Source organism: Caballeronia sp. LP006 (genome assembly GCF_031450995.1).
In the GTDB taxonomy this organism is placed as follows: Bacteria; Pseudomonadota; Gammaproteobacteria; order Burkholderiales; family Burkholderiaceae; genus Caballeronia.
The window spans coordinates 317,421-337,069 of sequence record NZ_JARTVW010000002.1; the positions used below are offsets into that span (position 1 = coordinate 317,421).

Below are 19,649 nucleotides of genomic sequence, written 5' to 3' on the forward strand. Positions count from 1 at the left end.
GAGGGCGACGTGTTCCGGCGTTCACCCGTTTTATATCAATACTTAAAACCCAGTCCACCTAAACATACTAAGAAATAACCAACATAAAAAACAGTATTTCCACGGAGATTCCGAGAGAGACCGGTTTTGCCTGTGGCCCACCCCACACGTCGGGGCTTGCGCGGCGCGTATTCTGGGAGCGATGTACTCACGGAAAGGGACGGCCGCCATGACTCAAGCCGATACTGACATTCAGTCGACTTTCCTCGAGACCTTGATCGCCGAGCGAAAAACCGTATGGGTCTTTCTCGTGAGCGGGATCAAGCTGACAGGACTGATCGAATCGTTCGATAAATACGTGCTCGCGGTGCAATCGCCGAACGGCATACAGACCATCTACAAGAACGCGATATCGACCGTTTGCGAACCGCACACGCTCCCGCCCAAACGGACGGACGAACGCGCTTCGATGACGCGCGTCGAGCGCGCGCATCGAAAATAGACCGCAGTACCTTTACGCCGGTCTGACGCCGGTGCCTCGCCCGCGACGCTTCGCTGCAACGGCCGGTGTCACCACGGGCGCTGGCGCCGTCTCGATCACACCGAGCGGCGACGCTGGCGCAGCCAACCCCAGAACCGTGCTCACGCGACTGACGAAAGGCACCGCGAGCTTGCCGTATCCGGCTTCGGTCGCGTGAATTTCGTTTTCCCAATCATTGCTGATGCCCGACGCTTGCGCATCGGCGCGCGTGAGGATGCCTCGCGTATCGATCACATGAAAATTTTGCAACGTGAGGCTCATGCTGATCGAAGCGAGTTTGTCGATGAACGCGTCCGCAATGGCGTTCCAGTCGTTCGCAGGGATTTTATAGTCTGTCAGCGCAGGCAAGAGCCACGGTCCAATTCCCAAACCCGCGCCGCTCGCGCGAGGCGTCGCGTAGTCATAGGTGTGCGTGAAGATCGGCGTATTCGTGTTGTGTTTGCTCTTCGATCGCATGAAGTCCAGCGCCTTGAATTGCTGCTCCAGATGCAGCCTGAAGGTCTCCCAACCTTGCGCCGAGATGTAGCGATTATCGGCGGCGGCGAGCGGCCCACCCCATTCGTCGCTCGTGAGAAGCAGTCTTTCGTGCGGCGCGACAGGCACACCGTTGTCGCCGATCGCCGCGACCTGCACGGCATCGATGAGGTCGTTGCCGCCGCCCGAAAGCAAAATCGCGCTCCACGGTTGTTCCTTTGGACCGGCCAGCAGCGAGTAAAACAAAGGGTCTCGACGAAGGTCGACCATGTGAGTGAGCGTATCGCCGGGGTCGGCGCAATTCACGGCGACCGCCGCCTGCGCGAACTCCAGGTTTTTTAGCAGATTCGACGAACTCCAATGCTCGACCGTATTGGTCGTGAACCACGAGTCCCCTTGCGCCAGGAACTGCCAGTTGAACGTGCCCACGTCCGGCTCGCCGTGCGCGTTCATCTGCTGCGACTGAATCACTGTCAGTTTGTCCGGCATCGTCTCCCCCGCCCTTTTCGTCATGCAAGCTCAAGGCAGCCGGGACGAACCCGGCGCTCTGAAAGCTTAGGCGATAGGCGACGAACCCTCGCGATTTGCATTCGTCTGCGTACGCAAGCGCACACATTCGCCGATGCCGCGCACCGCTCAGATAGCAGGCCGCCGCTCGCCGAGGCCGCCCTTGCGCTCGATGAGCGCGCCGAGCCGCAAGATCGTGGCTTCATCGAGCCACTTCGCGACCAACTGAACGCCGATCGGCAAGTTCTCCGAGCTGAAGCCGAAGGGCACCGAAAGCGCCGGCAAGCCGGTCAGGTTAAACGGTGACGTTGCGCTCATCACATGCGTCCACGGCACCGTCACGCCATTGACCACGAGTTCCTGCGCGCCGTGCGGCGTTGCGGTCATCGGATTCACGGGGCAAAGCAGCACATCGTATTGCTCGAAGAATCCGGCGAACGCAGACCTGAGCGCTTCCGCGTTCGCTTCGGCGCCGATGAAGTCGGCGAACGCAGGGTCCGGCGTCTCGACGATGCCCTTGCCTATCGCGTGCAAGTCGCGCTCGCGGCCTTTTACTATGGCCTTGACGGACGGCACGAGTTCGCCGAAGACAAGCGTCATCAGCGCACTGAGCGGCTCGCCGAGAAACGGCAGGCGTACCTCTTCGACATCGCAGCCGAGATCGGCAAGACGCGCGGCGGCAGCCTTGACCGCGGCGGTGATCTCGGGATCGACCGGGCCGAACGCGGCATCCGATACCCATCCTACCCGCACGGGCTGACCTGCGATCCCGGCACGGTCCGCGTCGGCGTTGCGGGCATGCACGGCGTAACCATCGAAGCCATCGGGGCCTTTCAGAATCGAGTAACCGAGCGCGACATCGCCGACCGTGCGAGCCATCGGCCCGACATGCCACCAGCGCGCGATCACGCCCGGATAGTGGCCCGTATAAGGCACGCGGCCATGCGTGGCCTTGAGCGCGGCGATGCCAGTGAACGCCGCCGGCCCGCGCACCGAAATGGCAACATCGCTGCCGATACCGATTGGCGACATGCCAGCCGCGATCGCCGCCGACTCGCCGCCCGACGAACCACCCGGCGTGCGTTCGAGATTCCACGGATTGTTGGTTCGGCCGGTAACGAGGTTATCGGTCTCGGTCCACGCCGAGAACTCGGGCAAGTTGGTTTTCATGAGCGGGATGCCGCCTGCAGCCTTGAAGCGCGCAACCGACGTAGCGTCCTGCGCGGGTACGTTGCCGGCAAAGAGCCGTGAGCCGCGCTGCGTGAGCACGCCGGCGGTATCGAGTGCATCCTTGATGGAGAAAGGCACGCCATGCAGCGGCCCGAGCGTGGCGCCGCTCATCACGGCTCGTTGCGCCTGCCTGGCGGCTTCGAGGGCCTGTTCGCCCATTAGCGTCACCACGGCATTCACTTTGGGATTCACGGCCTCGATACGATGCAAATGTGCCTCGATCACTTCGACACTCGACAATTCGCGAGTGCGAATAAGGCGCGCGAGTTCGGTTGCGCTTGCGTAGTGAATGCGGGTTCGATCGTTGGAATTCATCTGATACTCCTTTGATGGTTTTTCGGTGCGTGCGCTTGAGCGTTGCGACGACGATGCAGCGAACGAAGCCAGAGTACATCCATCCGCCAACTCGATTAACATCGCCAGCGTGGATATGAGAAATCGAGGAAACGCATGAATGGCACAGGCTTGCTGGAAGCCGAAACGTTTCTCTTCGTCGCCGAATACGGCGGGTTCGGCGCTGCGGCGCGCGAACTGGGTGTCACGCAATCCACCATCAGCCGGCGCATTTCGCTTCTGGAGAGCAGAGTTGGCGTGCGCCTCATCGAACGCACGACGCGACATGTCGCGTTGACCGATGCCGGCAAGTCCTACGCGAGCGAATTACGCGACATCCTTTTGCGTCTTCGACACGCCGAAGCGCAAGCGCAACGCGGCGCGGCCGAACCCGAAGGCCTGTTGCGCATCACGATGCCGACCGCATTCGGCCGCGCCTGCGTCATTCCATGTCTTACGCGGCTTGCAAACCGTCATACGCGGCTGCGTTTCGAGGTCGATCTCTCGGATCGCTATGCCGACCTGCTCGAAGGCAATTTCGATGTCGCCGTGCGCCTTGCATCGACATCGCAATCGGGAATCAGCGAGCGGCACATTGCCTCCGCGGATCTTTGCTTGTGCGCGTCGTCGGCGTACGTGGCCATGCATGGGCCGATCACCGAGCCTGCGCAAATCGTCGCGCACGAATGCCTCGCGCTGCAGACCTACGCGCCGCGTACGAGCTGGAATGTCATCTGGCGGGGCAAACGAACCGAGATCAGCTTCACGCCGAAGATGGTCGTGAGCGATTTGTTCGCGCTTGCGGACTTTTGCCGCGCGGGGCTGGGCGTCGCGGTCCTGCCCATGTATGCGATAGGGTCTGCGTTGGCCGATGGCAGTGTCGTCGATGCCGCGCCTGAACTTTCCTTCGTGCCGCTCGAAGTCTTCGCAGCTTACGCGCATGGCCGCGAAAAATTGCCGAAGGTCGCGGCCTTTCTCGAAGCGTTGAACGACATCGGCAGCGTGGGCGCGCCTTTGAAAAAGCGTTGAAGATGCGATTGGTCACGCACGCTTTTGGATGTTAAATTACATCCATTTGGAAGAGAGATAGACACGTCATGCGCAAGTCCCGACAGGAAGCAGCCGAAACGCGCGAACGCATAGTGGAGTCGGCGTCCACGCGCTTTCGTGAGAACGGTATAGATGGCACCGCGCTCGCCGATCTCATGGCGCAAGCCGGCCTCTCGCACGGCGGCTTCTATAAGCATTTCGGATCGAAAGAACAAGTGGTGCTGGAGTCGCTCGAACTGGCGAGCGACACGTTGCGCGAGACCATGTCGTCGGCGCTTACGCGCAAGAGCGGCATCAACGCCGCCGTTGCGGATTACCTTTCGCCGGAGCATCGCGACAACGCGGGCGCGGGTTGTCCGTTCGTCGCGCTGTCGAGCGAACTCGCGCGTTCCAGCGACGAAGTGCGCACTGCCGCGACCGCGGGCATCGAGCGCCTGGTCGAACTGTTCGCCGGTAGTCTCGACGAGCCGCCCGCCGCCGCGAGGAAGCAGGCGCTCGTCATGCTCTCCACCATGATCGGCGCGCTGACGCTGGCGCGCATGGTCAACGAGCCAGCGCTATCTGACACCATCCTTCGCGAGGCCAGAAAGGCGCTCGCTCAGTGAGGCATCGTCTGCGGTAGCGGCGGGTTGCGTGCGCCAGCCGCCGCCAAGCGCGCGGAATGCGCCGACCGCCGCACGCGCTGCATCGGCGCGCGTGGCATCGAGATCGTCGCGTGCCACGAGCAACTGACGGTCTGCATCCAGCACGTCCGTGAGCGTGATCGCACCGGCCTTATAAGCGCGCTGCGACAAGTCGCGTGCGCGCGTGAGCGCGGCCACCTCGGCATCGAGTTCAATACCCCGGTTCTGCGTTTCGCTCAACGCGACGAACGCGTTCTCGACATCTTCCGCCGCACGCAACACGCTCTGCCGATAAACCGCCAGCGCCTCCGCATTCGCGCCACGCGCCGCCGCGACTTCCGCATCCACCTTGCCGAAGTCGAAGAGACGCCAGCGCAGCCCCGCCGTAATCGCCGGTTGAAACGCGCGCGCCGTGAACAGCTCATGCGAGCCGCCGCTATCGAAGCCGAGCAGACCAGTTAGCGAAAGCTTCGGATAATAGTCGGCAATCGCAGCGCCAATACGTTCATTCGATGCCGCGAGACGCCGCTCCGCCGCGATCACATCGGGACGTTGACGCAACAGCGCGGTGGCATCGGGCGACGCATCGATGGATGGAATGCCGGGGATATCCGCCGCTGTCGCCAATTCGCTCGCATACGTGCCGGGCTGCACGCCCATCAGCACGTCCAGTCGATTCAACTGCGCGTTGAGTTGCACACGCAGCGTAGGAACCACGGTGCGCGCTTGTTTGAGCAGTGCATCGGCTTGCGCGACTTCGCGTTCATCGGCGGCGCCCGCGGCCACACGCAGACGCACGATGTCGAGCAGTCTCGCATCCGTCGATATCTGGTCCTGCGCCACCGCAAGACGCGCCTGAAAGCCGCGCACTTGCAGATAGGCATCGGCGGCATCGGCGGCGACTGTCACGCGTGTGCCGGCCTGCTCGGCCTGCGCGGCTTCTTCCTCGCGCGTGGCGGCGGCCGCATCGCGACGCAGACCGCCTGCCAGATCGATTTCCCAGCTTGCCGCCGCGCCTACCGTGTATTCGCGCTGATCGCGGCTATAGCCGGGGAAAGTGCGCGCAAGCGAGCCGAGCGGGCTGACGAGGCTTTGATGCTGCGCGCTCGCCGATGCATCGAGGTCCACCGTCGGCAATAACTGCGCGCCCGCCGATGCCGCTGCCGCCCGCGCCTGCTGTACTCGCGCGAACGACGCCGCGAGATCGAGGTTCTGCGACAACGCGCGCTCGACCACGGTGACGAGCATGGGATCGTCGAAGCCGGTCCACCAGGTATCGAGCGGTGGAGCGGTCTTGCCGGTTTGTGCGGGCACGTGCTGCAGCGGTTGCAGGGCCGTTTCAGGCGTGACGTAGTCGGGGCCGACTGCGCAACCGGCAAGCGCCGCGATTAACGTCGATGACGCAATCCATGTGAGCGATGGCTTCATCATGCACGCCCCTTGCCGAACCGGCGAATGAATACATAGAAGGCTGGCGTGAAGAGCAGACCGAAGCCTGTCACGCCCAGCATGCCGAACAACACGGCGGTGCCGAGCGACTGCCGCATCTCCGCGCCCGCGCCGGTTGCCACGGCCAACGGCGCGACGCCGAGAATGAACGCGAAAGAGGTCATGAGAATGGGCCGCAAACGGGTACGCGCCGCATGCACCGCAGCGGTGACGGCGGACACGCCCTCGTCTTCCTTCTGCTTCGCGAACTCGACGATCAGAATCGCGTTTTTCGCTGCCAACCCGACGAGCACGACGAAGCCGATCTGCGCGAGGATATCTATCGGCATGCCACGCAACGAAAGCCCGGTGACTGACGCGAGAATACACATCGGCACGATCAGCACGATGGCAAGCGGCAACTTCCAGCTCTCGTATTGCGCCACGAGCACGAGGAACACGAAGAGCGCCGCCGCGCCGAACACGACGAGCGTGGGCGTGCCGCGTTGTTGCTGTTGATATGCAAGCTCGGTCCATTCGAAGCCGATGCCCTGCGGCAGCACCTGATGCGCAAGCTCTTCCATGCGATGCAGCGCGGTGCCCGTCGCCACGCCCGGCGCTGCAACGCCCTGCACTTCCGCTGCCGGATAGAGGTTATAGCGCGGCACGCGATACGGAATCGTGCGGTCTTCCAGATGCGCGACGGTTCCTATCGGCACCATATCGCCGGCCTGATTGCGCGCCTTCAACCGCGTAATGTCCTCACCTGTCCGCCGGAAACGCCCGTCCGCCTGCACGATCACTTCATACGTGCGGCCCAGATAGTTGAAGTCGTTCACGTATTGCGAGCCGAGGTAGACCTGCAAAGTGGAGAACACATCCGTGGGCGTCAAGCCGACCTTTTGCGCCTTGACCCGGTCGATGTTCGCGAACACCGATGGCGAGCCCGCATTGAAGAGCGTGAACACGCCCGCGAGATTCGGATCTCGATTGGCCGCCGCGACGAGTGCGTTCGCGGCCTTCACGAGCGCTTCCGGTCCAAGGCCCGCACGATCTTCGAGCATCATCTTGAAGCCGCCTGCATTGCCGATTCCTTGCACCGGCGGCGGCGGAATGGTCAACACGTAAGCGTCCTTGATGACCGAGAGGCGCTTGCGCATATCGGTGAGTACGGTGTTGGCCGTCACGCCCGGCAGCGAGTGGCTATAGAGCGAAGGCAAGCCTGAAAACACCGTGCCAGAATTCGATGCCACCGTGAGCGTGGTTGCATCGAGCCCGACGAAGGGCGCTACGTGCTCGATACCATGTGTCGACAAGATGATATCGATGGCCTGACGCACGACCTTCTCAGTGCGTTGCAGCGACGAACCCGGCGGCAACTGCACGACGGTAATCAGGTAACCTTGATCCTGCTCGGGGATGAAGCCCGTCGGCGTGCGCGCGAATTGCAGCGCGGTCAATCCGATGAGCGCGACATACACTGCAAGCACCACGGTCAACCCGCGCACGAGCCTTCGCGTGACGTTACCGTACCCGAACGAAAGGCGCTCGAAGCCGCGATTGAAGCGCGCAAAGCCGCCGTGCATGATGCGCGAAGCCCAGTTCGAACGCTCGGCATCGTGTTCGCTATGCGGCTTGAAAAGCACGGCGCACAGTGCCGGACTCAGCGTGAGTGAAACGAAACACGAGATCACCGTCGACGCCGCGATGGTCACTGCAAACTGCCGGAAGAAAAGTCCCGAGATGCCGCTCAAAAACGCCGATGGCACGAACACCGCGCACAACGTGAGCGCAATCGAGAGCAGCGCGCCGCCCACTTCGTCCATCGTGCGATGCGCGGCTTCCACAGGCAACATGCCCGCGCGCATGTTCCGCTCGACGTTCTCGACGACAACGATGGCATCGTCCACCACGATCCCCACCGCAAGCACGAGCCCGAACAGCGAGAGGTTATTGAGCGATATCCCGAACGCAGCGAGCACGATGAAAGAGCCGAGCAACGACACGGGAATGGCCACCACGGGAATGATCGTCGCACGCCAGTTCTGCAGGAACACGAAGACCACGGCCACCACGAGCAGGATCGCAACGAAGATGGTCGTCACGACTTCATCGACGGACTTGCCGATGAAGATCGTCGGGTCATAGATGATCTTGTAGTCGAGACCCGCCGGAAAGTCACGCTTGAGTTCACGCATCTCGCCGAGCACGGCCTTCTCGACCGCGAGCGAGTTCGCGCCGGGTTCGGCATAGATGAGCAAGGTCGACGCATCGCTGCGATCCATGAAGGCGGTCGAACCGTAGTCCGCCGCGCCCACTTCCACGCGGCCGATATCGCGAATACGCGTGATGCGCCCCTGTCCGTCCGACTTCACGACGATATCGCCGAACTGCTCCGGCGTGGCGAGACGCCCCAGTGCCTCGACGTTGATTTGATACGCCTCGCTGTTGCCCGATGGCGGCTGGTTCAGCACGCCCGCGGAGACCTGCAGGTTCTGCGCACGCAGTGCCGTCAGCACTTCGCTTGCGGTGAGGTTGCTCGCCGCGACACGATCGGGGTCGATCCAGATGCGCATCGCGTATTCGCGTGCGCCCTGGAACTGCACATCGCCCACGCCCTGAATACGTGCAAGCGCGTCCTTCACATGCAGCGTCGCGTAATTCGAGAGATACAACGTGTCGCGCAGCTTGTCGGGCGAATAGAGATGCACCGCGAGCAGAATGCTCGGCGTGGACTTGCGCACTTGCACGCCGAGTCTTTGCACGTCTTCAGGCAAGCGCGGCAAGGCATCCTGCACGCGGTTCTGCGTGAGCATCTGCGCAACGTTCAGATCGGTGCCGATGCGAAATGTCACTGTTACGGTGAGCCTGCCGTCGCCGGTCGACTGGCTGCCCATGTAGAGCATGTTTTCGACGCCGTTGATCTGCTGTTCGAGCGGCGTCGCTACCGTACGCGCGATCGTCTCCGCCGACGCACCCGGATACGATGTCGTCACCTGCACGGTCGGCGGCACGATCTCGGGATACTGCGCAACCGGCAGTACGTACATGGCGCCGAGTCCGATCAACGTCAGGAAGGCACTGACGACCGTCGCGAATCGTGGACGGTCGATAAAGAAGTGAGCAATACGCATGAGTGTGTCGTTCCGCTATTTCGATTGCGCTGTCTGCGTGGTCCGCGTCGTCTGCGCGTCGTTCGCTTCATAGCGGACGGTACCGTCGCGCGTAGTCACCTTCGAGCCGGGCGCGGCGAATGGCAGACCATCCACGATCACGCGATCATCGCGTGTCAGTCCCGCACGGATCACGCGCAAGCCGCCGCGCATCTCGCCGATCTCCACGCGCTTGGGCGTGACGGTGCCGTCGTTTGCAACGGTCATCACGACATGCTCGGATTGATCCGGCAACACGGATGCATCCGGCACCAGCAAGGTCGCCGCGGGATGCGCCACGGCAAGCCGCACGCGCGAGAACTCGCCGGGCGTGAGCCGCAAGTCGGCGTTCGGCACGGTGGCGCGTGCATGAATGGTGCCGCTCGCGCGGTCGATCACGTTATCGAGGAAGTCGAGCGTGCCCTGACGCGAATAGTCCGCGTCCGTGCCCTCGCCGGAGGCCAGCTCGACCCTGTTCGCAAGCGGCCCTTTCGTATCCGCGCGATAGCGTGAGAACGACTGGAAGTCAGACTCGCTCATGTCGAAGTCGAGATAGATGGGATCGAGCGAAACGAGCGTGGCGAGCAGCGTGGTGGGACTCGTCGCCGCGCGGCTGCCCGCGATCAGATTGCCCGCCGACACCAGGTGCCTGCCAATGCGTCCCGTGAACGGCGCGAAGACCTTGCAGTGATCGAGATCGAAGCGCGCGTCGCGAATCTGCGCGGCGGCATCGTCCAACGCGGCCTCTGCGCCGTGCAGTTCGGAAGTGCGTTGTTCGACGCTTTGCCGCGTGCCGGCATCGCCTCGCTGCAACTCCTGCGCGCGCTCCAGTTCCTGCTTCGCAAGCACGAGACGCGCTTGCGCGGTCTGCTGCTGCGCCTTTGCCTGAGAGAGCCGAATCTCGTACGGCACGGAATCGATAGTAAAGAGCAGATCGCCTTTGCGGACGACATCGCCATCCTTGAAGTGGATGCCCGTGAGCGTTCCGCCCACTTGCGCGCGAAGCTCGACCTGATCCACAGCCGAGAACTGACCGAGAAACCCTAAGCGCGTATCGAGGTCGCGCACCACTGGCTTGCTCACGGTCACGTCATGACGAGGCGGTGCGGCTTGCACACTTGCGGTGCTTCCGGCATTGCGATGGTTGATGTAGAACCATCCGCCGCCTATGGCCAGCATGGCTGCAATGGCTATCCACGTGGCGGTGCGGCGCCGGGCTGGCGGACGATGGCCTTGCCGCGCCTCTGCCTCGTCATCGAGTTTTGCTTTCGTATCCACCTGCGTTCACCTCAAGAGAATTGGGATCGTCCGCCGAGCGCCGCTCGGGAAGACGTGTCCCGTCCGGCTCGTTTGGATGTCGACCATCGTCTAAAGGCGTTTAGATTACGTATACAATCTTATTGGTCAAGCGTTTTCAATAGTCGCAACCGGAATATGAAAAACGGAACGTGCGCAAGCTTCGGCCGGACAAGGCTCTGCGCGATTGTTCGCGCGCCGTGTCATGTGTGTTCAGACAGAGCGATTTATGCGGCGAATGCCGTGCTGTAGTGTGGCGAGTGATGGCTCTCGTCATGGAGCCGTCAACGGTTGCGGATAGAGGTTGTTTCTCGTCCGCTTTGCAGGCATCGATGGGTGGACTCCTCCAACCCCCGCCCTTTGCTGCCGGAGCGCACGGCATTGCGCCGTGCGCTTTTTTTTGTTCAGTACTGCAGGCCCAGGCTTGCCGACCAACCCCGGATGTTTGGTCCGAACAAATAGCTCACGCCTAGTTTCACGCTGGTTCCACCCTGAGTTTTGGCGCTCAACGGAGTCAGCAAGCCGAGGCCGACTTCGGCAACAGTGGAAAAGCCGAGCGCACTTCGGTTCGCGCCGAAGAAGCCGCCGTAGCCGCTGCGCACGAACCAGTCGAGCTTGCGCTCGAACACGCTGAGCGATGTCGGCCGCGCATATTCCACACGCAGCGAGTACACGCCGGCGGTTTCCCGAAAGCCCTCGAGTCCTGGCGATTCATCGAAGGTCGAGATCCACGACCATGCAATATGTGCCTTGACGCTGAGGCTTTGCTCGTCCTGCTCACGCATCCATTCGATGCCGGCGTTCGGCGTGACGAGCCATGCATTCGTATGCCAGTTGAAGAGCACGCCATCGGTGAGTGAACTCAGCGGCTTCGCGGAGCCTTCGTAGCTGGCGCCGTTGATGAGGCGCGCGAGTCCGGCATCGATGGCGGGCGTGAGTGTGAAGCCATAGCCGAGCTTCTGGCGCAACACTACGCCGCCGCCCAGGCTGAAAGCGGACCATTTGCTTCCGATACTGCCCGCTCCGGGCGATGGCGAATCCACTGGCAAGGTCGCGCGATTGGAAAGATAGCCCGCGGAAACACGCCAGAAGATATCACTTCCGGGTGTGATCGTCGCGAGCTTCGACTCATACGGCACGCGAAAGATGTCGATGGTGGGCTTGATGCCCGCATTGGAGAGGTCGAAGTGAGCGGAATTGATATCCGGCGTGGCGGCGAGATTCAGCAGTTGCGCATAGCCCGAGCCGAGCCGGACGCCCGCGACCTGATCCGCGACCGACTGCGCAAACGCGACCCGAGGCATGGCCACGCTCGCAAGAACGCCAGCAACGATGCAACCGCCAAGAGGCATTCGACGCACGCTCGGGCTCCTTCGGGCTATACGTCGCATCATCGCACAGCGGCGCGCTTGTCACGTGACTATCAGGCGATGCGTTGCATATACGCCGGCAAGTCGGGATCGGGCAAGACCGCCAGCACTTTCAAGCGCTGCAGCGTGCGCTTCTGTCCGGCGCGAAGATGTTGCGTGAGCGCATCGGCGGCAGCCTGCGCATTGCCCTTCAGAAGAAGACGAACGACCTCGCGATGCTCGCTCAACATACCCGCTTCCGGATGCAGATTGAAGGCATCGTAGAAGGCATGATTCACGATGAGCGGCATATGCGCATGACCGATGGCCGCGCGTAATTTGCGGTTGCGCGAAAAACTCAGCAAGCTGTCGTGCAGCGTGGTTTCGATGCGATATAGCGCTGCGGCATCGACGGAATCGGGCAGCGCAATCGCACGCTCGATCTCAACCAGCGCCGCTTCCAGTTGCGCGCGTGACAACGAAGGCGCGCTTGCCAGCAGCGCAGCAGGTTCGAGCAACACGCGCAACTCGTAGTCTTCCGCCACGGCACGCGCGGTAAGCGGCCCACATAGCCAATGCGAATACGCCGACTTCTCCACCAACCCGCGATCGCGCAAACGGTTGAGCGCCTCACGCACCGTGCCGCGACTCACGCCGAACGCTTCGGCCGCGTCGCTTTCGTCGATCCGAAAATGTCCGAACATGATGCCAAGCGAAATCACGCCTTCGAGCGCGTCGTAAATGCGCTCGCTATTCGAGGGAATGTCGAGCGGCTCGGGCGGGCGGTCGAAGCCGAGCGCATCTTCGGAAAGCGGCGCACGTAGCGGCTCCGGCACGCCGCCATCGGGATGCGCCACGAGATAACCGCGTCCGTCGAAGGTATGCAATAGGCCGCCCGCATGTAGCATCTCAAAGGCCTTTCTCACCGGCACGCGGCTCGTGCCGAAGATACGCGCGACGGGACCTTCGAGCAGCACGAGACCCGGCGCGATATTGCCGAGTGCAATCGCGGTCTTGAGATGATCGTGAATCAACCGGTAGCGCAGACGGCTGTCCGGTTCGATAGAGTCGACCGATGCCATCGATGCGTCTGCCGTGTCCTCTGCGTCTGCGAGAGGAGCGGTGGTTCGGGAAGCGCTTGCGCGTCTTGTCATCGTTGAACGAACTTCGCTGTCAGGACCGCATGAATTCGGTCCAGCGGCGTACGAGATAGTTATGCTCGTCCATCACCGAGTCCCACACGGCGACCCGGCTCATGCGCGAGACGTAGTTGCCGCCGTCGCGCATCTGTCCGGCAGGCACGAGATGCTTGCGCGTCGGACCGGGAAGGTCCTTGGGCGCTTCTCTGCCATCGTACCAGTACGCCCATTCCGCGTCGCTCATGTGCTCGCGCGAACGCTCCGGGTTCGAGATATAAAAGCCCTGACGCGCCATGGTCGCGCCTGCCCATCCTTCGAGCCACCAGTTGAGATATTCGTAGGAGGCATCGAGCATGCGTCCATGCGCGAGCCGCGATATACCGATACCGCCGAACCAAGCACGATACCCCTCACGCGGCCGCGCGAGCCGAAAGCGCAAACCGGCGCGTTCCAGTTCGACCGTCGCCGGCGACCAGATGCTTTGAATCACGACCTTGCCCGCGATCATCAATTGCGCGGCTTCGGCGAAGCTCGACCAGAAGCCCGCGAAATGACCGCGCCGTTTGAAGTCGATGAGCGTGGCGATCAACGCATCGATCTCTTCGATACTCAGGTTGCCGATATCCTCGAAGCGCATCAGCCCGCAGGCTTGCACCGCCAGCGCGGCATCGATCGCGCCGATGGCCGCATCCGCCTGCAGCGCCACGCGTCCCGCAAGTTCGGGCGCAAGCAGCCATGCCCAGCTTTCCTCGCCTGCAAGAAGCGAAGGCGGCATGGCATCTTCGAGGTAGACGAAGCTGTCTGCATTGTGCGTGAGCGGCAGCATGCTGATGCGCTTGCTCGGCTTGCGCGCAAGCGATCCGTCCGTCTGCACGAAGAGGCGGTCGGCGGGCACGCAGCCCACGCCATTGCTCGAATTGCGTCCGGTATGTCCGGTGCGCGCAAGTGTGTTGACCTCGTCCCAACGACGAATGCGCGCGACATCGATAGGCTGCAACGCATGCGCGGGCCACAGGCATTCGATGCTATGAAACCATTGATCGTAGAGTTCGTAGCGGTCCGGGTGCATCACGCCTTCGCGCTGCACACTCGAACCGTCATCGACGATGAAGCGCAGTTTGATACCCAGGTCCTGCTCCGCGCGCTTGCGCAGATGTTCCTGTAGCGTGACGGATGTGCCGAGCACGCGCAACTCGACTTTCGACGGATGCACGGCAGGTGCTTGTGGACCGGAGAGATTCGAGCGGACGGGATTCAATCTATGGCTTCTGTCTCGAGGTGCCGGCAAAAGCGCCGGTAGGAATCAGCCACTGCGTCGCGATCCAGTCCTTCCGTAATGAACACGAGTCGCGAAAGCGGCGCGCCGCCGGGCCAAGCGTCGAGATGCAATACGGGATGCACGAGATGATGCACGGCATGCAGCACGACCGGTTGGGACTCGCCGCGAATGGCGAGCAGTCCCTTGACGCGCAGGATGTTATCACCGTGACGGTTGAGCAGCATGGTGAACCATAACGTGAACACGGGCCAGTCGGGTGCCTGGTCGAAATCGATAGAGAAGGAAGTCAGCGTCGAGAGGTTCTCCCGGTGTTGCGAAAGACGCGCCAATGGACGCTCGCCATCGTCACGTCGTGCGTTCGATGTCATGCCCGTGCGACGCACGAAGTCCGCGAAATCCGGCACATGCGCTGCAAGGCCGAGCACCGCGGATGCATCGTCGTGAACGGTACGGCGCGCCATGCTCGCGGCCGGATTCACGCGTTCGAGTTCGGCTTCGAGTGCCGCGACGTGAGCTTCATCCACGAGGTCCGTCTTGCTGATGAGTAGACGGTCCGCAGCCGCCACTTGCGCGAGCCATTCGGAATGCCGCTCGCGTTGCTGACGCGCGTTGACGGCATCGACCACGGTGACGACCGACGCGATCGAATAATGACTCGATACCACGCGATCGCCGAGCAAGGTCGCCATGATCGGCGCGGGTGTGGCAAGCCCCGTCGTTTCCAGCACCACACGCGAGAACGGCGGCACTTCACCGCGTGCGCGTCGTGAGAACAGGTGCGCAAGCGCGTCCTTCAACTCGCCGCGAATGGCGCAGCAGACGCAACCGTTGTCGAGCAGCACGGTCTGGGTTTCCACCTTGCCGATCAACAAATGGTCCAGCCCGACTTCGCCGAATTCGTTGACGAGCACGGCCGTATCGCGCGCGGCATCGCCCTTGAGGACATCTGCAAGCAAGGTCGATTTACCGCTGCCGAGAAAGCCCGTCACGACGATCACCGGAATCACATCGTAGGCAAGGCTCATGGCGCGGTCTCGTCATCGGCGAAAAGTGTCAGCGGATCGAGCGGACGCCCGAGCATGCTTTCCGCGGCCTTCCATATCTGCATGAAGTCTTCGATCATCAATTGCGCGCCGGTCGGCGAAGAGAGTACGAACGATTGGCCGTGAAAGTCGGCAAGACGCAGACGAAACGTTTCGAGCACGCGGTTCGCATGCGCGACCTGCGCATAGCGCTGCGCGCGCGCATTCACGCCCGCGCCCGCCGAAACCGTGTTCGACCAGTGCCGTCCGCCGCCAAGTAATCCGCACATGCCGCACATGAAACCTCCCTCTTAAGGCATGACGTCGCCGGAATTCGGTCCGAGCGTCTGCCCGACGAACAGGTTGCCGCCCGGATCGGAGGCGAGCAAGACCGCCGTGGGCGAGACTTCTTCCGCGCGGCCGAAGCGGCGCAGCGGCAGTTCTTTCGCCTTCATCTCCTTCCATGATGCGCTGATTCCATCGACGAGCGGTGTCTCTATCGGCCCCGGCGCAATGGCGTTGACGAGCACGTTGTCGGGCGCGGCTTCCAGCGCGAGCGATTTGGTGAAGCCGATCACGCCCGCCTTGGCCGCCGCATAATGTGTGAGTTCCGCGCCGCCCTTGATGCCGAGCTGCGACGCCACGTTGATGATGCGTCCCCAGCGCTGCGCGGTCATCGAAGGCAATGCGCGACGCGAGCAGAGAAACACGCTGCGTAAGTCCACGCGCATCATGTCGTCCCACATCGACGTGGTGAGGTCCGTGCAGCGTGCCTGCGTGAGCATGCCCGCATTGTTCACGAGAATGTCGATGCCGCCATAAGCCTCGATACAACGATCCACGATACCGTGCGCGCCCGCCTCTTCGCCGACATCGGCGATCACGGTTTGCACTGTGACGCCGAGCGCGCGGCATGCGTCCGCTTGTGTGGCCAGACGCGTTTCGTTGAGGTCCGCGAGCACGAGACGCGCGCCCGCTTCCGCATAAGCGAGCGCAATTGCCGCGCCGATACCGCTTGCCGCACCGGTCACGACCGCGCGACGACCTTCGAGTGAAAAGGATGCCATGTGCTGTTGTTCCTGTGCGTGAGAATCAGCCGGGCCAGCGCACGGTGAGTCCGCCATCCGCGATGATCGACTGGCCGGTGATGTAGGAGGCGTCGTCGCTCGTCAGATAGCGAATCAGCGCGGCGATTTCTTGCGGCCTGCCGACGCGTCCGAGCGGAATGCCCTTCGCGGCTTCGCGCAAGCCATCGGGGCCGAGCGAATTGACTGCATCGAGCGATTGGGGCGTTTCGATCAGGCCCGGAATGACCGCATTACAACGGATGTTGCGCGGCGCGAGTTCCATCGCCACTGCGCGGCACAGTCCCGGCACGCCCGACTTCGCGGCGGAATAATGCGTGTGGTTCTCCCATCCATAGACACCACCCGCTATGGACGATATCGCGACCATCGCGCCGCCATCGGTCATATGCCGCGCTGCCGCACGGAAGATGCGCATGACACCGGACAGATCGACATCGAGCATCTGATGCCATTGTTCGTCGCTCATCTCCGTGAGCGGCGATGCGCGCAGCAAGCCCGCATTCGCCACCGCATAGTCGATGCGTCCGAAGCGCGTGATCGCTTCGTTCGCGAAGGCTTCGACTTCCTCGGCGGAAGTCACGTCCACCGCGTGCATCACGCACTGACCGCCCGCCTTCTCGACTTCGGCTGCCGTGACTTGCGGGTCATGCGGATCGCCAGGGAAGTATCCGCCGACCACGGCCACGCCGATCTGCGCGTATGCCACGGCCAGCGCTTGCCCAATGCCGCTCGCCGCGCCCGTTACCAATGCTGCTTTCACGAAAGACCTCCAGTGGAGTTACTTGATTTCGGTGGGATCGACATGACGCGCGAACAGAATCAGCACGCCGGAAAGGAAACACGGCAATGCGCCGAACCAGAGCGCCGCGTGCAGCCAGTCGCTACCGTGATTGAGCATCGAGGTGACGCCGACGCCCGCGAGGATCGCGCCGATGGGACCCATTGCATGGACGATCGAGCTGCCCGTGCCGCGAATGGCCGTCGGATAACTTTCGCCGATGAAGAACAGCGCCGCCGAATACGGTCCGATCAGGAAGAAGAGACCGAGGCTATAGAGCGCGACGACCACGCCCTGGCTGCTCGGACCATAAAGCATGCCCGCGAACGACAGACCGCCGAGCATCCAGCCGATGGCGAGCGTGTTGCGCCGGCCGATCTTGTCGCCGATCCATCCGTGACTCAGATAACCGCAATAGCCGATCACGTTCGACAACACGAGAATCAGCAGCGAGCTTTCGAACGACACGTTATGCACGCGAGTGAGCACCGTCGTGCCGAGCACGCTGAACACCTGAATCGCGGACCAGTTCAGCAGAATGCCGCCGCCGAGCACGAGCGTCGCACGCAATGCGCTGCCGCGAAACGCTTCGGAAAGACCTGCGCGGCTGTGCTCCTCGTAGTCCACCGAATGCGTGCCCGCGAGACTGCGCGCTTCGCCGTCGTGACCGGCTTCGCGCAACTGTTTGATGCGCTTGTGTAGCAGGAATTGCGGGCTTTCCTTCAGACGCCGCGTCATGAAGAAGATGACGATGGCCGGGAACGTCGCGAAGATGAAGCACCCTTGCCAACCGATACGCGGCAACAAGAGCGCCGTGAGACCGGATGCGATCAGCGCGCCAATAGGCCAGCCGCCTTGCACGAGGCTATAAATGAAGCCCTTGTTGCGATTGAGCTTCGGATCGTTGGCGGCCGAGTACAGTTCGTTGAGGTAAGTCGCGTTGACGGTTTCCTCGGCATAACCGAGACCCGAGAGTGCGCGGATGAACACGAGCGGCCACTGACCCATTGCGCCGCCCACGACCGTCAGTCCCGAGCACAACGCCGCGCCAGCCACCGTCCACAAGAGCCCTGCCTTGCGGCCGAGACGATCCAGTAATGGTCCGATGGCGAAGGCGATCACCGCCGTGCCGATTGCCACCAGCGTGGCGATTTCGGCTTGCGAGGCGGCGTCCCAGTTGTAGTGCTTGCCGATCTCGGGCAAGAGCGTGCCGAACAGGATGAAGTCGTACACGGCAAACACCCACGCGAAAAAAGCGACCACGGTTGCGCGTTTTACGTCGCCGGGCGTTATCTGTTCGAGTTTGAAACTTGATGCCGACAGCGGGTTCGCTTTCGCCGGCGCGCTCTTGCTGAGCTCGGAAGGAGTCATGGGATGGGCTCGTATCGGTAGGGTCAGGACTTGCGTGGCTGGCGGCGCAGGAAGTCGTCGGCGATTTCATCGCAGGTGCAAAAGCGCACGCCTTCGTGCTTGCGGAAATGCGCGATCAGACGTTCGAGCATGAGCAGCACTTGCGCGCGGCCGGATACATCGGGATGGATGGTGATGGGAAACACCGCATAGTCGTGCTCGCGGTACACCCAGTCGAACTGATCGCGCCACATCTCCTCGATATCGCGCGGATTGACGAAGCCGTGACTGTTGGGCGCCTTCTTGATGAACATCATCGGCGGGAGATCGTCGAGATACCAGTTCGCGGGAATCTCCACGAGATCCGTTTCCTGTCCGCGCGAAAGCGGCTTCATCCACGTATCCGGATGCTTGCTGTAGTCGATCTTCGTCCAGCTGTCGCCGACGCGCACGTAGTACGGGTGGTAGTCGTTGTGCATCAGGCTGTGGTCGTACTTGATGCCCTTCTTCACCAGTAACTCGTTCGTCACGTTACTGAACTCCCACCACGGCGCGACGTAGCCCGTCGGCCGCTTGCCCGCGAGTTTCGTCACCAGGTCGATGCTGCGATCCAGCACGGCTTCTTCCTGCTCCGGCGTCATCGCGATGGGGTTTTCGTGGCTATAGCCGTGGATGCCGATCTCGTGGCCCGCGTCCGCAACCGCCTGCATCTGCGTGGGAAAAGTCTCGATCGAATGGCCGGGAATGAACCATGTGGTCTTGATCTTCTCGCGCTCGAAGAGCTTGAGAAGGCGCATGGAGCCGACTTCGCCCGCAAAGAGGCCGCGCGAGATGTCGTCGGGCGAGTCTTCGCCGCCGTATGAGCCGAGCCATCCGGCGACCGCATCGACGTCGATGCCGAATGCTACGAGTATTTCCTTGGCCATCTGCTTTTCTCCTTTGAGCGCTGCGTTGTCGGTTCGAAGCATTGCTTCGCTTTCACCGGGCACTTAAATGTACATCGTTGACAACATACGTTTACGATGCCGGGT

The 19,649-nt window shown here is 62.2% G+C and carries 17 protein-coding genes; 3 read left to right on the forward strand and 14 right to left on the reverse strand.

Annotated features, from left to right (window positions below; genetic code table 11):
* Positions 1–208 precede the first annotated feature (208 nt).
* Positions 209–481: an RNA chaperone Hfq gene (hfq, locus tag P9250_RS02210; RefSeq protein WP_250469659.1), complete on the forward strand. Its 273-nt coding sequence runs from the start codon at positions 209–211 to the stop codon at positions 479–481.
* 12 nt (positions 482–493) lie between these two features.
* Here the strand turns inward: hfq and P9250_RS02215 are convergent, their stop codons facing one another.
* Together P9250_RS02215 and P9250_RS02220 are read right to left on the reverse strand one after the other, a co-directional pair.
* A complete protein-coding gene (locus tag P9250_RS02215) occupies positions 494–1,483 on the reverse strand; it encodes a hypothetical protein (protein WP_310390852.1) in 990 nt (329 codons plus the stop codon).
* A gap of 147 nt (positions 1,484–1,630) precedes the next feature.
* The gene (locus P9250_RS02220; RefSeq protein ID WP_310390853.1) at positions 1,631–3,046 is read right to left on the reverse strand and encodes an amidase; all 1,416 of its coding nucleotides are present in this window, start codon (positions 3,044–3,046) and stop codon (positions 1,631–1,633) included.
* A 135-nt stretch (positions 3,047–3,181) separates the two neighbouring features.
* Here P9250_RS02220 and P9250_RS02225 point away from each other — a divergent pair, with 135 nt between their 5' ends.
* Together P9250_RS02225 and P9250_RS02230 are read left to right on the forward strand one after the other, a co-directional pair.
* Positions 3,182–4,093, forward strand: coding sequence for a LysR family transcriptional regulator (locus P9250_RS02225; protein ID WP_310390854.1), 912 nt, complete (start codon positions 3,182–3,184; stop codon positions 4,091–4,093).
* Positions 4,094–4,161: 68 nt separating this feature from the next.
* Positions 4,162–4,719: a TetR/AcrR family transcriptional regulator gene (locus tag P9250_RS02230; protein WP_244831730.1), complete on the forward strand. Its 558-nt coding sequence runs from the start codon at positions 4,162–4,164 to the stop codon at positions 4,717–4,719.
* On the opposite strand, the gene P9250_RS02235 is transcribed toward P9250_RS02230, so the two are convergent.
* The 12 genes from P9250_RS02235 to P9250_RS02290 form a co-directional block, all read right to left on the reverse strand.
* Positions 4,672–6,168 (reverse strand): efflux transporter outer membrane subunit, encoded by a 1,497-nt coding sequence (locus tag P9250_RS02235; RefSeq protein ID WP_309846109.1) that lies wholly within the window; start codon positions 6,166–6,168, stop codon positions 4,672–4,674. The two genes, P9250_RS02230 and P9250_RS02235, sit on opposite strands and share 48 nt — an antisense overlap.
* Positions 6,165–9,299, reverse strand: a complete 3,135-nt coding sequence (locus P9250_RS02240) for a multidrug efflux RND transporter permease subunit (protein WP_310390855.1) — start codon at positions 9,297–9,299, stop codon at positions 6,165–6,167. Before P9250_RS02240 ends, P9250_RS02235 begins: the two co-directional genes overlap by 4 nt.
* A 15-nt stretch (positions 9,300–9,314) precedes the next feature.
* Entirely contained in the window at positions 9,315–10,595 is a 1,281-nt protein-coding gene (locus P9250_RS02245) for an efflux RND transporter periplasmic adaptor subunit (protein WP_310390856.1), read from the reverse strand.
* 422 nt (positions 10,596–11,017) lie between these two features.
* A complete protein-coding gene (locus P9250_RS02250; protein ID WP_310390857.1) occupies positions 11,018–11,974 on the reverse strand; it encodes a hypothetical protein in 957 nt (318 codons plus the stop codon).
* Between the two features lie 62 nt (positions 11,975–12,036).
* A complete protein-coding gene (locus P9250_RS02255) occupies positions 12,037–13,044 on the reverse strand; it encodes a GntR family transcriptional regulator (RefSeq protein ID WP_310390858.1) in 1,008 nt (335 codons plus the stop codon).
* Between the two features lie 91 nt (positions 13,045–13,135).
* Entirely contained in the window at positions 13,136–14,314 is a 1,179-nt protein-coding gene (locus P9250_RS02260; RefSeq protein WP_409014800.1) for a PotD/PotF family extracellular solute-binding protein, read from the reverse strand.
* Between the two features lie 41 nt (positions 14,315–14,355).
* Positions 14,356–15,405 (reverse strand): GTP-binding protein, encoded by a 1,050-nt coding sequence (locus P9250_RS02265; protein ID WP_310390859.1) that lies wholly within the window; start codon positions 15,403–15,405, stop codon positions 14,356–14,358.
* Positions 15,402–15,701, reverse strand: a complete 300-nt coding sequence (locus P9250_RS02270; protein WP_244831737.1) for a hypothetical protein — start codon at positions 15,699–15,701, stop codon at positions 15,402–15,404. Before P9250_RS02270 ends, P9250_RS02265 begins: the two co-directional genes overlap by 4 nt.
* 12 nt (positions 15,702–15,713) lie before the next feature.
* Positions 15,714–16,469, reverse strand: a complete 756-nt coding sequence (locus tag P9250_RS02275; protein WP_310390860.1) for an SDR family oxidoreductase — start codon at positions 16,467–16,469, stop codon at positions 15,714–15,716.
* A gap of 25 nt (positions 16,470–16,494) precedes the next feature.
* Entirely contained in the window at positions 16,495–17,250 is a 756-nt protein-coding gene (locus tag P9250_RS02280; protein WP_310390861.1) for an SDR family NAD(P)-dependent oxidoreductase, read from the reverse strand.
* Positions 17,251–17,268: 18 nt separating this feature from the next.
* Positions 17,269–18,639: an MFS transporter gene (locus P9250_RS02285; protein WP_244831740.1), complete on the reverse strand. Its 1,371-nt coding sequence runs from the start codon at positions 18,637–18,639 to the stop codon at positions 17,269–17,271.
* Between the two features lie 23 nt (positions 18,640–18,662).
* Positions 18,663–19,544: a polysaccharide deacetylase gene (locus P9250_RS02290; protein WP_244831741.1), complete on the reverse strand. Its 882-nt coding sequence runs from the start codon at positions 19,542–19,544 to the stop codon at positions 18,663–18,665.
* Between the last annotated feature and the right edge of the window lie 105 nt (positions 19,545–19,649).